This window comes from Streptomyces sp. V4I2 (assembly GCF_030817655.1).
GTDB lineage: Bacteria > Actinomycetota > Actinomycetes > Streptomycetales > Streptomycetaceae > Streptomyces > Streptomyces plumbiresistens.
On record NZ_JAUSZM010000003.1, the window covers coordinates 9,494,033 to 9,508,050 of the forward strand.

Annotated in this window: 10 protein-coding genes; 7 read left to right on the forward strand and 3 right to left on the reverse strand. The window is 71.3% G+C overall.

Annotated elements, in window-relative coordinates; genetic code table 11:
- Nucleotides 1–30 precede the first annotated feature (30 nt).
- Nucleotides 31–945 (forward strand): aminoglycoside phosphotransferase family protein, encoded by a 915-nt coding sequence (locus QFZ76_RS44315; RefSeq protein ID WP_307678993.1) that lies wholly within the window; start codon nucleotides 31–33, stop codon nucleotides 943–945.
- A gap of 166 nt (nucleotides 946–1,111) precedes the next feature.
- Here the strand turns inward: QFZ76_RS44315 and QFZ76_RS44320 are convergent, their stop codons facing one another.
- Complete coding sequence (locus QFZ76_RS44320) at nucleotides 1,112–2,215, reverse strand: XdhC/CoxI family protein (protein ID WP_307678994.1); 1,104 nt, start codon at nucleotides 2,213–2,215, stop codon at nucleotides 1,112–1,114.
- A 246-nt stretch (nucleotides 2,216–2,461) separates the two neighbouring features.
- On the opposite strand from QFZ76_RS44320, the gene QFZ76_RS44325 reads away from it, so the two are divergent.
- From QFZ76_RS44325 to QFZ76_RS44340, 4 genes are all read left to right on the forward strand, one after another.
- Nucleotides 2,462–4,432 (forward strand): translation factor GTPase family protein, encoded by a 1,971-nt coding sequence (locus QFZ76_RS44325; RefSeq protein WP_307678995.1) that lies wholly within the window; start codon nucleotides 2,462–2,464, stop codon nucleotides 4,430–4,432.
- Nucleotides 4,433–4,518: 86 nt separating this feature from the next.
- The gene (locus tag QFZ76_RS44330) at nucleotides 4,519–6,384 is read left to right on the forward strand and encodes a cellulase family glycosylhydrolase (protein WP_307678996.1); all 1,866 of its coding nucleotides are present in this window, start codon (nucleotides 4,519–4,521) and stop codon (nucleotides 6,382–6,384) included.
- Between the two features lie 61 nt (nucleotides 6,385–6,445).
- The gene (locus tag QFZ76_RS44335) at nucleotides 6,446–7,246 is read left to right on the forward strand and encodes a MerR family transcriptional regulator (protein WP_307678997.1); all 801 of its coding nucleotides are present in this window, start codon (nucleotides 6,446–6,448) and stop codon (nucleotides 7,244–7,246) included.
- Entirely contained in the window at nucleotides 7,243–8,457 is a 1,215-nt protein-coding gene (locus tag QFZ76_RS44340) for a glycosyltransferase (protein WP_307678998.1), read from the forward strand. The genes QFZ76_RS44335 and QFZ76_RS44340 overlap by 4 nt, the downstream gene beginning before the upstream one ends.
- 3 nt (nucleotides 8,458–8,460) lie before the next feature.
- Here QFZ76_RS44340 and QFZ76_RS44345 read toward each other — a convergent pair whose 3' ends face one another.
- Entirely contained in the window at nucleotides 8,461–9,714 is a 1,254-nt protein-coding gene (locus QFZ76_RS44345; protein WP_307678999.1) for a YncE family protein, read from the reverse strand.
- A gap of 169 nt (nucleotides 9,715–9,883) precedes the next feature.
- On the opposite strand from QFZ76_RS44345, the gene QFZ76_RS44350 reads away from it, so the two are divergent.
- Nucleotides 9,884–10,561, forward strand: coding sequence for a TetR/AcrR family transcriptional regulator (locus QFZ76_RS44350; protein WP_307679000.1), 678 nt, complete (start codon nucleotides 9,884–9,886; stop codon nucleotides 10,559–10,561).
- Here the strand turns inward: QFZ76_RS44350 and QFZ76_RS44355 are convergent.
- Complete coding sequence (locus QFZ76_RS44355) at nucleotides 10,558–11,832, reverse strand: glycosyltransferase (protein ID WP_307680309.1); 1,275 nt, start codon at nucleotides 11,830–11,832, stop codon at nucleotides 10,558–10,560. The genes QFZ76_RS44350 and QFZ76_RS44355 overlap by 4 nt on opposite strands.
- 205 nt (nucleotides 11,833–12,037) lie before the next feature.
- On the opposite strand from QFZ76_RS44355, the gene QFZ76_RS44360 reads away from it, so the two are divergent.
- Nucleotides 12,038–13,969, forward strand: coding sequence for a ricin-type beta-trefoil lectin domain protein (locus QFZ76_RS44360; protein ID WP_307679001.1), 1,932 nt, complete (start codon nucleotides 12,038–12,040; stop codon nucleotides 13,967–13,969).
- Nucleotides 13,970–14,018: the final 49 nt, after the last annotated feature.

Here is a 14,018-nt window from a genome sequence, read left to right on the forward strand (position 1 = left end):
CCGCGCCCTCGCCCCGCTGGACTGGACGGTGTGCTGATCGACGCCACCCTCGTACGCCGTCTGCTCGCCGCCCAGTTCCCGCGGTGGGCGAGTCTTCCCGTGTCCCCGGTTCGGCAGTCCGGCATGGACAACGCCACCTTCCGGCTCGGCACCGACCTGTCCGTGCGGCTGCCGCGCTACGCCCACTGGGCGGGCCAGGTGGAGCGCGAACACCGCTGGCTGCCGCGCCTCGCCCCGCACCTGCCCCTGCCCGTCTCCGAGCCGGTGGCGGTGGGCGAACCGGGCGAGGACTACCCGTACCCGTGGTCGGTGTACCGGTGGATCGAGGGGGACACGGCGACGACCGAGGGACTGGTCGATCCCGTCGGGACCGCACGTGACCTCGCCGGGTTCATCAAGGCTCTGCGGTCCATCGATGCCACCGGCGGTCCCGGGCCCGAGCCGAGCAACGCCTTCCGCGGCGTACCGATGGGCGACGCGTCGGACTCTCTGGCCGCGGATTCACTCGTACGGGGCAGGATCGACGCCCTGGAGAGAACACGCCTGGTTGACACGGACGCGGTGACGGAGGTCTGGGAGGCCGCCCTCGCGGCCCCTGCCTGGGACCGGCCGCCGGTGTGGATCCACGGCGACCTCGACGCGGGCAACCTGCTGACCTTGGAGGGCAGGCTCAGCGCGGTCATCGACTTCGGGACGCTGGCCGTGGCCGACCCGGCGGTGGACCTGCTGCCCGCCTGGAAGGTCTTGCCGGGCCCGGCGCGGAACGCCTTCCGGGAGGCGGTCGACCTTGACGACGCCACCTGGGCACGGGGCCGCGGCTGGGCCGTCGCGGGCTCGCTGCCGGTGCCGGACGACCCGTTCTTCCAGGCGGACCCCGCCCGGGTGACGGCCGCCCTGCGTCACCTCGACGCGGTCGTCGAGGACCACCGCCGCCACGGCTCCTGACGGCTCAGGCCCCTCCCACCGCCATATCCGCACGACGGCGAGCACCACGACGGCTGCGCCGCCACCACGCCGGCCGCCCGCTCGGTGACCGGTGCGCCGGCCGTGCGGACCGGGTCAAGAGGCTTTCGAGCGTGCCGGTCACGGTCTTGCCGTCGTAGGGCCATGCTCATGACTCGTTCGGATGGATCGCCCCCGCCGTCGCCGTCAGCGGGGCGCCGCTGCCGCCCCAGCGCAGCGCGACGATCTCCGCGGCGACGGACACGGCCACCTCCTCGGGCGTACGGGCGCCCAGGTCGAGGCCCACGGGGGAGCGCAGCCGGGACAGCTCGCCCGGGGTGAGGCCGGCCTCCGTCAGCCGTCGCATCCGGTCGTCGTGGGTGCGGCGGCTGCCCATCGCCCCGATGTACGCGGCCGGCCGGCGCAGCGCCTCCTCCAGCAGCGGCACGTCGAACTTCGGGTCGTGGGTGAGGACGCAGATCACTGTGCGGTCGTCGGTGTCGGTGGCTCGGAGGTAGCGATGCGGCCAGTCGACGACGACTTCGACGCCCTCGGGGAAGCGCTTCGGCGTGGCGAAGAGGGGGCGGGCGTCGCACACCGTGACCCGGTAGCCGAGGAAGTCGCCGATGCGGGCGACCGACGCGGCGTAGTCGATGGCGCCGAAGACCAGCATGCGTGGCGGGGGCGCGAAGGAGTGCAGGAAGACGGTGACCGCGTCCTCACGGCGTTCGCCGTGCGGGCCGTAGTGTCTGAGTCCCGTGGCGCCCAGCGCGAGTTCGCCGCGCGCGTCGGCCGTGACCGCCACGTCCAGGCCCGGCGTGCCGAGCGTGCCGGCGACCCGGTCGGGCCACACCGCGAGGGTGGCTCCGCGTGGCGCCGGCCCGTCGGTCACCGTGGCCACGGTCACCGGACGGCCGGCGGCGACCGATTCGGCGACCGCGCCGAAGGACGGATCCGACTCCGGGGTGACGGGCCGGACCAGCAGCGTGATCTCGCCGCCGCAGGTGAGCCCGACCGCGAAGGCGTCCGCGTCGCTGTACCCGAAGGTCTCCAGGCGGGCCTCCCCGCTTGCCACCACCTCCTGGGCGAGTTCGAAGACGGCCCCTTCCACACAGCCGCCGGACACACTGCCCACGACCTCGTCGCCGGGACCCACGGCCATGGCCGCACCGGGATCGCGGGGCGCGCTGCGGCTGACCGCCACCACCGTGGCCAGGCCGAACGGAGCGCGGGCCGCGTACCAGCCGCTCAGCGCCGGGAGAATGTCACGCACGATCCGCTCCTTCCACGCAAGCCGCGTCGGCTCCTCTCACCCTGTCACCCGGGTGAGCCGGGCGCTGATCGAGAACCTCCCGGACGCCACTGGTTGAGCGTTAATCCGTTGCGGCCGCGGCCCCGGACCTGCTGCACTTCAGGTGACCTTGTCACGCGTCACCGCACGAGCCAGGAGCACCCATGCGCGCACCGTTCATGTCCGCCCCGGAAGGAATGACCTCCTCTTCAAAGGACATGACGCTTCGTGCACCTGCTCAACCTCGGAATCCTCGCGCACGTCGACGCTGGTAAGACCAGCCTGACCGAGCGGCTGCTGCACTCGGTAGGGGTGATCGACGAGATCGGCCGTGTCGACGACGGGAACACCCAGACCGACACCCTCGCGCTGGAGCGCCGGCGCGGCATCACCATCAAGTCCGCCGTCGTCTCCTTCGCGATCGACGACGTGACCGTCAACCTCATCGACACCCCCGGCCACCCCGACTTCATCGCCGAGGTGGAGCGGGTCCTCGGTGTCCTCGACGGCGCCGTGCTCCTCGTCTCGGCCGTCGAGGGCGTCCAGGCGCAGACCCGGGTGCTGATGCGGACCCTGCAGCGCCTGCGCATTCCCACCCTCGTCTTCGTCAACAAGATCGACCGGCGGGGCGCCGATCAGGAGGGCGTGCTGCGGGCGATCTCGGAACGGCTCACGCCCTCAGCCGTACCGATGGGCACCGCCGGCGGACTCGGCACCCCCGGCGCCCACTTCGTCCCTGGTCTCCGCCCGGCCGCGCTCGACGTCCTCGCCGACCATGACGACGGCCTGCTCGCCGCTTATGTCGAGGGCACCGTCTGTGACGCCCGGCTGCGGGCCGCTCTCGTCGACGGGACCCGGCAGGCCCTGGTCCACCCGGTGTACTTCGGCTCCGCCGTCACGGGCACGGGAGTGGACGAACTGATCGAGGGCATCAAGGAGTTGCTGCCCGCCGCCGACGGCGACCCGGACGGCCCGCTCTCCGGCACCGTCTTCAAGGTCGAACGGGGCCCGGCGGGGGAGAAGGTCGCCTACGCGCGGATGTTCTCCGGAACCCTGCGCACCCGCGACCGGATCCCCTTCGGCGACGCCCGCGAGGACGCCAGGATCACCGCGATCAGCGTCTTCGAGCACGGTACCGACGTCCGCCGGGACACCGTTCCCGCGGGCCGGATCGCCAAGCTCCGGGGACTCGCCGACATCAGGATCGGCGACTCCCTCGGCGAACCCCGCAAGGCCCACGGCCACGTCTTCGCCCCGCCGACCCTCGAAACCGTCGTCGTCCCCGGGCCGGGCACCGACGGCAGAGCCCTCCACCTCGCGCTCACCCGACTCGCCGAACAGGACCCGCTGATCGGCCTGCGGCACGACGAGGTACGGCGGGAGACCTCCGTGTCCCTGTACGGCGAGGTGCAGAAGGAGGTCATCCAGGCCACCCTCGCCGACGAGTTCGGACTCGACGTCACCTTCCGCGAGACCACGCCCCTGTGCGTCGAGCGGCCGGCCGGCACCGGGGCGGCGGCCGAGTTCATCAACAAGGACGCCAACCCCTTCCTCGCGACCGTCGGACTGCGCGTCGACCCGGCGTCGCCGGGCACGGGGGTCGGATTTCGCCTCGAGGTGGAGCTCGGCTCCATGCCGTACGCCTTCTTCAAGGCCGTCGAGGACACCGTGCGCGACACCCTCGGCCAGGGTCTGCACGGCTGGCAGGTCACCGACTGCACGGTCACGATGACCCACTGCGGCTACTGGCCCCGGCAGAGCCACTCCCACCAGGGCTTCGACAAGAGCATGTCGAGCACCGGCGCCGACTTCCGCGGGCTGACCCCACTGGTCCTCGTCGAGGCGCTCAGGCGGGCGGGCAGCCAGGTGCACGAGCCGATGCACCGCTTCCGCGTCGAGGCCCCGGCAGACACGCTCGGCGCCCTGCTGCCGGTGCTGGCGGCCCTGCGGGCCGTACCGCAGACCACCGAGACACGCGGCGACACCTGCGTACTGGAGGGTGTCGTTCCGGCTGACCGGGTACATGAACTGGAGCAGCGGCTTCCGGGTCTCACCCGGGGCGAGGGAGAACTGGAGAGCGCCTTCGAGCACTACGCGCCCGTCACCCAGGGCACGTTGCCGTGCAGGCCACGCACGGACGGCAACCCGCTGAACCGCAAGGAGTACCTGCTGAACGTGACGCGCCGGGTCGGCGGGTGAGGGGCCGGTCGCCAAGTCGGCCGCCAAAGTAGAAACTTACTCAACAGTCAGAACTGTTGACGTTGTCACGAAATCACCGGACTGTAATGGACATGCCGAATATACGCGCGCGTCTGCTCGTTGTTCTGGTGGTCCTCTCCGGATTCCTGACGGCGACGGGCGTGAGACCCGCCACCGCCGAAGCCCTCCCCGAATCCCTCTGGTTCGACGACACCCCCGTCACCGTGCAGGACGGCCGCTTCGCCGACGGCCTCGGCCGCGAGGTCGTCCTGCGCGGCTACAACGTCTCCGGCGAGACGAAACTGGCCGAGAACAACGGCCTGCCCTTCGCCTCCGTCGCCGACGCGAAGAAGTCCGCGACCGCACTGCGCGCCCTCGGCGGCGGCAACACGGTCCGCTTCCTGCTCTCCTGGGCCTATGCCGAACCCGTGCGCGGCCAGGTCGACGAGGCCTACCTGGCCGCCGCCACCGCCCAGATGCGGGCCTTCCTCGACGCCGGTATCCGCGTCTACCCCGACTTCCACCAGGACCTCTACTCCCGCCACCTCTTCGACCCCGACAGCTGGTACACGGGCGACGGCGCCCCCAAGTGGGCCGTGGACGCCGGGAACTACCCGGACGAGAACTGTGGGATCTGTCTGTTCTGGGGCCAGAACATCACCCAGAACGAGGCCGTGAAGCAGGCGTCGTACGACTTCTGGCACAACGCGTACGGCCTCCAGGACGCGTTCCTCACCACCGCCCAGAAGACGATGGCGTACGTCAAACAGCACGTCGGCGCCGCCCAGTTCGCCGGTGTCGTCGGCTTCGACCCCTACAACGAGCCGCACGCCGGCGTGTACGACTCCGGGCAGACCAGCCGCGCCTGGGAACGCGACGTGCTGTGGCCGTTCTACGAGAAGTTCCGCGCCCGTATGGACACGGCGGGCTGGCAGTACAAGCCCGCCTTCGTCGAGCCGAACCTGTTCTGGAACGCCAACATCAGCTTCCAGAAGCAGGAGGGCGGACTGCTGGACGCCGGCACCCTCGGCCCGGACTACGTGTTCAACACCCACTTCTACGACCAGAAGGCCATCTCCGGCATCTTCATGCCCGGCAAGGCCGGGGACGGTCAGTATTCGACCGACTTCGGCACGGTCCGCGACCGCGCCGCGGCCACCAACGCGGCCGGAATCATCAGCGAGTTCGGCCACCCCTTGGCGGGCAACGTCTCCGACAAGGCACCCACCGTCCTCAAGGCGATGTACCAGGCCCTCGACTCCCGCCTGCCGGGGTCGAGTTGGTGGTCGAACCCGACGGCGTCCGGCCCGGTGCTCTCCGGTTCGCAGTGGCAGTGGGACATCTACAACGGACGTCACCACGAGTTGATGAACGGCAACCCCGACAAGGTGCTCACCGCCGGCGACGCCTGGAACGACGAGGACCTGTCTGCCGTACGCCTGAACGACTCGGGGACGGCCGTGCTGCGCCAGGACGCCCGGCTGCTCGACCGCCTCTACCCGAGCGCCACCGCGGGTACGACCGTCGCCTTCACCTACGAGGACCGCTCCCGCGACGGCTCCACGACCCTGACGTGGAACCCGGTACCGAGCTCGCTCCCGAACGTCTCCCGGCTGGTGGGATCGGGACAGTACGGACTGCTGCTGTGGCGCTCCGACGGCACGTCCGCGCCCACCGAACTGCACCTGCCGGCGACCTTCCCGACCGCGACCACCACGGTCGTCTCCGACCTGGGCACGTCCTACGCCCCGCCGGCGTACACCCGGACGACCCCGATCGCGGCGGCCCCCGAACCGGGCGGCACGGGCAGCCGCCGCCTCCTGCTCACCGCACCCGACAACGGCGTTCTGCACTACGCGCTGGTGACCAACGGGACGACCTCGCCCCCGGCGGACCTGCTCGCGGCGGCCCGGTCCGAGCTGTCGGCGTGGGCGGCACAGCGTGTCCGCTGACCGCGCTTGACCCTCCCCTTACGTCAGGGTTCAGGCTGGACCCTGACGAAAGGGCAGGTGAATGAGCTACTCCGTGAGGCAGGTCGCGTCCTTCGCCGGAGTGACGGTGCGCACGCTGCACCACTACGACAAGGCCGGCCTGCTCATGCCGAGCGCACGCAGCCGGGCCGGATACCGCCTCTACGACGAGGCCGATCTGGCCCGGCTGCAGCAGATCCTCTTCTACCGTGAACTCGGCTTCTCCCTCGACGAGATCGCCGACATCCTCAAGGATCCGCAGGCCAACGCCCTGAACCAGCTGCGGGCCAGGCAACGGCAGCTGAGCGAGGAGATCGCCCGGCTCCAGCGGCTCGCCGAAGTCGCCGAGCGGGCCATCGAGGTCCAGCAGACCGGAGTGTCCCTGACCCCGCAGGAACGCTTCGAGGTGTTCGGCGAGATCAGCTTCGACCTCAGCTACGCCACCGAGGCCCAGCTCAAGTGGGCCGACTCGGAGGGGCAGCGCGAGTCGATGGCCCGCGCGGCCGCGCACAGCAAGGAGGACTGGCGGCAGCTCATGGGCGAGGCTGCCGCCTGGCGCGTACGGCTGCTCGCGGCCTTCGACGCGGGGGAGCCGGCCGACGGCGAGCGGGCCATGGACCTGGCCGAGGAGCACCGGCAGCACATCACCCGCTGGTTCACCACCTGCCCACCGGACATGCACCGGCGCATCGCGGACGACTTCGTCGCCGACCCGCGCGCCTTCGCCCTGGTCGTCCCGCCGTCGCAGCAACAGCCGGGCCTCGCCGCGTACGTGGGCAAGGCCGTCCATGCCAACGCGTCCCGTCGTGACAGCGACCGTACCGACTCCCCGGAGACGAGATGAGAATCCTGATCGCCGCCGCCGGCTCGCGCGGCGACATCGCGCCCTACACGGGGCTCGGCGCCGAACTGCGCCGGGCCGGGCACGAGGTCACCCTCGCCACGACGGACGCCTTCGCACCGTCGGCGCGGGAGGCCGGACTGGAGTTCCGTGGTCTGCCCGCCCGCGCGGAGACCGGGGGCGGCGGGGCGCCGGACAAGCGGGAACTCATGCGGACCGCGGCCGCGTTCGTCACCGAGCTGGGGCAGGGATTCGTGGACGCGGTGGACCGGGGCACGGATCTGCTGCTCCTGTCGACCACCACGGCTCCGCTCGGCTGGCACCTGGCCGAGGCCACCGGCACCCCGGCCGTCGGCGCCTACCTCCAGCCCACCGCGCCGACCGGCGACTTCCCGCCCGTGGTCATGGGTTCCCGCTCGCTGGGCCGCCTGGGCAACCGTATGGCCGGCCGCTTCGCCCTGCGGATGGCCGACCGTGTCTACGACCGGGCGGTCACCGAGCTGCGTCGCCGTCTGGACCTCCCGCCGCTCGCGCCGCACGTGATGCGCCGACGCCAGGAGCGCGCCGGCTGGCCCGTGCTGCACGGTTTCAGTACGGCGCTCGTGCCGCGTCCGTCCGACTGGCGGCCGGGTCTCGACGTCGTCGGCACGTGGTGGCCGTACGTCGACGCGGACCGTCGGCTTACCGTGGACCTGGAGGACTTCCTCGCCGCCGGACCCAGGCCGGTGTTCATCGGGTTCGGCAGCATGGCGGGCGGTCAGGGTGAGCGGCTGAGCGAGGTCGCCGTACGGGCGCTGCGGGCGGCCGGACTGCGCGGGATCCTCCAGACGGGCAGCGCCGGGCTCGAGGCCGACGGGGATGACGTCCTGACGATCGGGGACGTACCGCACGCCCTGCTGTTCCCGCGGGTCGCAGCCGTCGTGCACCACGCCGGTGCGGGCACCGCGGCGGCCGGGCTGCGGGCCGGGGTGCCCGCGGTGCCCGTGCCGGTGGCGGCGGACCAGCCGTTCTGGGCGGCCAGGCTGGCCGCGATCGGCGCCGCCACCGCGCCGATCCCCTTCACGTCCCTCAGCGCCGAACGGCTCGCCGACGCCCTCGGCCAGGTCGTGAGGCGGCAGGCCTACGCGCGCGCCGCCTCGGTCGCCGCGCGGCACATGGCGACCGAGGACGGGGCGGGCATGGCGGTCAAGGCACTTGAGCGGCTGACGGGTTGAGCCTCAGGAGGCCGTGCCCGTCCAGCCCGCGGTCACGTGGCCGAGGCGTACGCGCTGCGGGTGGTCGCCCACCGGGACCGACACCGTCTTCTTGCCGGTGGCGAAGTCGATGGCCGTGATCTGGTCGGCGCCGCTCTCCGAGACGACGCAGCTCTTGCCGTCGCCGCTGACGGTCGCCCAGTAGGGCTTGGCGACGGGCACGAGCGGGCCCTCCTGGAGCGTGGCCCGGTCCACGACGGTCGCGTAGTCGTCCATCGTGCCCGCCACGCACAGCTTGGAGCCGTCCGGCTTCATCGAAATGCCGTGGTGGCGCGAGTCGTTGACGAACGTGGTGCGGTCGTCGCTGGTGGCCGGGTTCTTCGGCAGGGTCTTCGTCCGGGTGATCTTGTCGGTGGCGATGTCGTACTCGAAGAACCCGTGGAAGAACGACACCTGGAAGTACAGCTTGGACTCGTCCGGCGAGAAGACGGTGGGCCGCACCGCGTCGGAGTAGTCCTTGAGGCCGATGGCGTCCAGCCGCTGCCGCATGTCGATGACCTTGACCTGCTTGTACGTGGTCGCGTCGACGACGGTGATGAGCCGGTTGCCCTTCGTCCAGTCCAGCCACGGCGCGTCGGTCGCGGTGTTCACGTCGCCGATGGACATGTTCCAGATGTACTTGCCGTCGTTGCTGAAGATGTTCTCGTGCGGCTTGTCGCCCGTGGCGAAGGAGCCGAGCTGCTTGCCGGTGACGATGTCCAGCACGTGCACGGTGTTCCCGGTCGACGCCGACACCGCGACCCGCTTGCCGTCGGGGGAGACCGCCATGTGGTCCGAACGGTAACCCGACACGGGGAAACGCCAGTTGATGCTCCCGGTGGCCAGGTCGATCGAGACGACGTCGGCGAAGCTGGGCCGCGAGACCACCACCGACCTGCCGTCCGGCGTGGAGTACATGTCGTCGACGAACTGGTCGTGGCCCTCGCCGACGCTGTTGCGGATGGTCATGAAGGCGATCCAGCGGATCGGATCGGCGTTGATCTCCGCCATCCGCTGGTCCTTGTCGGGAATCACGTTGATCCGGCCGACCTTCGCGAAGTCCCCGGACGACGTGATGACGTCGGCGGTGCCCTCCCAGTTGTTGCCCACGAACATCACCTCGCGCAGGGCCGCGGCCGAGGAGTCCGGGGCGGCACCTGCGACGGTCGCGGGGGCCGTGACGGCAAGGACCAGGGCGGCGGCCATGGAGCAAAGGTGCCTGGGTCTGAAAGCAGGCATGAGTGCTCTCTCCTCTGGGGTGGGCGGGTGCCGGGAGCGGCGACGAATCTGAACACGGGTGCATTCAGAGTTGACTTACTCGAAAGTAAGGAGGGGGCGGCCTTCTCGGCAAGACCGCGTACACGACAAACTTGGTGTCCACGACGGGCGAGGCAGTGAGGAGGGCACGGTGGCGGGCAGGCTCAAGGCGCCGAGCGGCCGTTATGGCGGCAAATCGGCCGAGGAACGGCAGGCCGAGCGGCGCCGCCGTTTCCTGGACGCCGCACTCCAGCTCTTCGGTGACATCCCCGGATACCGCGGCACCACCGTCGCCGCGCTCAGCGAGGCCGCCGGGCTCTCCACGCGCCAGTTCTACGAGGAGTTCCGCACCCTCGAGGACGTCCTGGCCGCGCTGCACCTCCAGGTCAACGACTGGGCCGAGGAGGCCGTCCTCGCCGCGGTGCCCGGCGCGCAGCACCTGCCCCTCGCCGAACGAGCCGCCGCCGTCTTCCGCGCGTACGCCGCGAACGTCACCGCCGACCCGCGCCGCGTACGCATCACCTTCGTCGAGATCATCGGCGTCAGTCCCCGCATGGAGGAGCAGCGCCTGGCCCGCCGCGCCCGCTGGGTCGACCTCGTGTGTGCCGAGGCGGAGGCGTTCGTCGCGCGGGGGGAGGCGGCGCCCCGTGACTACCGGCTCGCCGCGACGGCGTTCATCGGCAGCGTCAACGGCCTGCTGCACGACTGGAACGCGGGATGGGTGGAGGCCACCCTGGACGAGGTGGTCGACGAACTGGTCCGGCAACTGCTGGGGATTCTGCAGCCGCCGGGGTGGGTGCCGGGCGGCTCCTTGCAGCAGCCCGCCTAGCCGGCCAGCCGGTTCACAGCGTCGAGCACCGGCGTCACCCCGTCCTCGCTCCGGATGCGCACCCCCAGCGCCCGCGCCCGCTCCCCGTACCCGGGTTCACGCGTGGCCCGTACGAGCGCAGAGGCCAGCGCGTCGGCCGTGAGGCGGCGCAGCGGCAGCGTGCGCGGGGCCACGCCCAGGCCGACCAGCCGCGCCGCCCAGAACCCTTCGTCGAACTGGATCGGCACCGGAACGGCCGGCACTCCCGCCCGCAGCCCGGCCGCGGTGGTGCCGGCCCCCGCGTGGTGGACGACCGCCGCCATCCGCGGGAAGAGCAGGGAGTGCGGGACCTCGTCGATGGTCAGCATGTCGTCGCCGGACGCCTCCAGCCCGGCCCAGCCCCGCTGGATCACCCCGCGCAGTCCGGCCGCCCGCAGGGCGCGTACGATCTCGGCGCCGAGCCGCCGCGGATCGGGCACGGTCGCGCTGCCCGGCCCGACGAAGACCGGCGGCGGTCCGGCGTCGACGAACTCCTCCAGCCGGGACGGGAGCCGGGTCTGGCCGTCGTACGGCCACCAGTAGCCCGTCACGTCGAGCCCGGCCCGCCAGTCGCGCGGCCGGGCGACCACCAGCGGACTGAAACCGTGCAGCACCCGCCAGCCCTGCCGCTCCCGGGTCCGCAGCCCCGCGGTGGTACCTGCGCGAGGCAGCCCCAGCCGGGCCCGCACGGGCGGTACGGCCGCGGCGAAGACCTGCTCGACGGCCAGGCTCACACCCACCCCGGCGACCCGGTTACCGAGAGGCCCCCAGGAGCCGACGCCCAGCATCGGCGGCGCGAACTCCCGGGTGGGAGAGAGCGGTTGGAGGTGGACGCCCATGCTCGGCAGGGACAGCCCCTCGGCGATGGTGTGCCCCAGCGGGCCGAGGGAGGAGGCGAGGAGCAACGCGTCGCTCGTGCGGGCCGCCGCCACCAGATCGTCGGCCATCCGCCCGGCCAGCGCCCGCGCCATCGCCACCACCCGCACCAGCTTGCCCACGCCGGTCGCGCTGCGGTGCAGTCCCCGCCCGCGAGCCGACTCCAGCTCCGCCCGTGGGTCCACCGGCAGCGGGTGGAACCGCAGCCCCGCCCGCGCCGCCAGCGGCTCGAACCGGGCATGGGTGACCAGGGTGACCTCGTGTCCGGCACGGGCCAGGCCGTGCCCCAGGCCGGTGTAGGGGGCCACGTCGCCCCGGGATCCCGCCGTCGTGATCGCTACGCGCACGACGGCCAGTATGGCGGCGGGACACGCCATCCCGGGCGAACGGCCCGTGCCCGACGGCGAGTTCACCCTTGTCACATCCGTTGACTTGCCCCTCCGGTGGCTCTACGTTCGGCGCGCACACCGTTCGAAGAACCGATCTGCGTTCGAAATCCCGACTGTCTCGGGTGTTCTTCCCGCACGAAGGAGCCGCATGTACCCCCCACCGCGTTCCCCCCGATCGGCCGTCAGAGGCCTGATGCAGCGCTGCAGAGCCACGGCCGTACGCGCCCTTGTCCTCGCCCTGACCGCGACGGCCGCCCTGCTGTTCGTCCAGCCGGCTCCGGCGCTCGCGGCGACGGCCCGTCAGATACCGGTGCCCACCGCCCCGATGGGCTGGGCCTCCTGGAACAGCTTCGCCGCGAAGATCGACTACAACGTGATCAAGCAGCAGGTCGACGCGTTCGTCGCCGCGGGCCTGCCCGCAGCCGGGTACAAGTACATCAACATCGACGAGGGCTGGTGGCAGGGCACCCGGGACAGCGCCGGCAACATCACGATCGACGAGACGGAGTGGCCCGGCGGGATGAAGGCCATCGCCGACTACATCCACAGCAAGGGCCTGAAGGCGGGCATCTACACCGACGCCGGCAAGGACGGCTGCGGCTACTACTACCCGACGGGCCGGCCCGCCGCGCCGGGCTCGGGCAGTGAGGGCCACTACGACCAGGACATGCTCCAGTTCTCGAAGTGGGGCTTCGACTTCGTGAAGGTGGACTGGTGCGGCGGCGACGCCGAGGGCCTCGACGCGAAGACCACGTACCAGGCCATCAGCGACGCGATCACGAAGGCCACCGCCACCACGGGCCGCCCGCTCACCCTCTCGCTCTGCAACTGGGGCTACCAGAACCCGTGGAACTGGGCCCCCGGCCAGGGCGCGATGTGGCGGACCAACACCGACATCATCTACTGGGGCAACCAGCCCTCCATGTCGAGCCTGCTGACCAACTACGACACCAACCTGCACCCCACGGCCCAGCACACCGGCTACTACAACGACCCCGACATGCTGATGGTCGGCATGGACGGCTTCACCGCCGCCCAGAACCGCACCCACATGAACCTGTGGGCGATCTCCGGCGCCCCGCTCCTGGCCGGCAACAACCTGACCACCATGACCGCGGAGACCGCCGCGATCCTGAAGAACCCCGAGGTCATCGCGGTCGACCAGGACCCGCGCGGCCTCCAGGGTGTCGAGGTCGCCGAGGACGCCACCGGGGCGCAGGTCTACGGCAAGGTCCTGTCCGGCGCCGGCAACCGCGCGGTCGTCCTGCTCAACCGCACCTCCGCCGCCAAGAACATCACCGTGCGCTGGTCGGACCTCGGCCTGACCAACGCCAACGCCACCGTCCGTGACCTGTGGACGCGGTCCAACATCGGTACGTACGGCACGAGTTACACGGCGAGCGTCCCGGCCGGCGGCTCGGTGATGCTCAAGATCAGCGGCGGCACCGAGGCGGCGAGCAGCACGTACACCGGCACGTCGAGCTTCACCGGTGTGGTCGCCGGGAGCACCGGCCTGAAGACGGTCGACGTCTCCTACACCAACAACACCTCCACCGCCCAGACGGCCACCCTCCAGGTCAACGGCCAGACGCCCACCAAGGTCTCCTTCCCGCCGACCGGATCCAGCCCGGGCACGATCTCCGTCGCGGCCTCCCTGTCCAAGGGCTCCGCCAACACACTCGCCTTCTCGGGGGCGTCCGGCATCGACTCGATCACCGTCAGACCCCTGCCCGGCACGAACGGCACACTGGCCGTCGGCCAGGAGTCCGGGCGCTGCCTCGACATCTACGACAACACCATCACCAACGGCACCCAGGCCGAGCTGTGGGACTGCAACGGCGGCCAGAACCAGTCCTGGACGTACACCTCCCGCAAGGAACTCGTGGTGTACGGCAACAAGTGCCTCGACGCCTACAACCTCGGCACCACCAACGGCACCAAGGTCGTCATCTGGGACTGCAACGGCCAGGCCAACCAGCAGTGGAACGTGGGCAGCGACGGCACCCTCGTCAACGTCAACGCCGGTCTCTGCCTCGACGCGAACAACAACGGCACGGCCAACGGCTCCCTGCTCGTGCTGTGGACGTGCAACGGCGGCGCCAACCAGAAGTGGACGCTGACGTAACGTCCGCCCCGGACGAGACACACCAGCTCGGCCACCGCGGCGCCGCCCA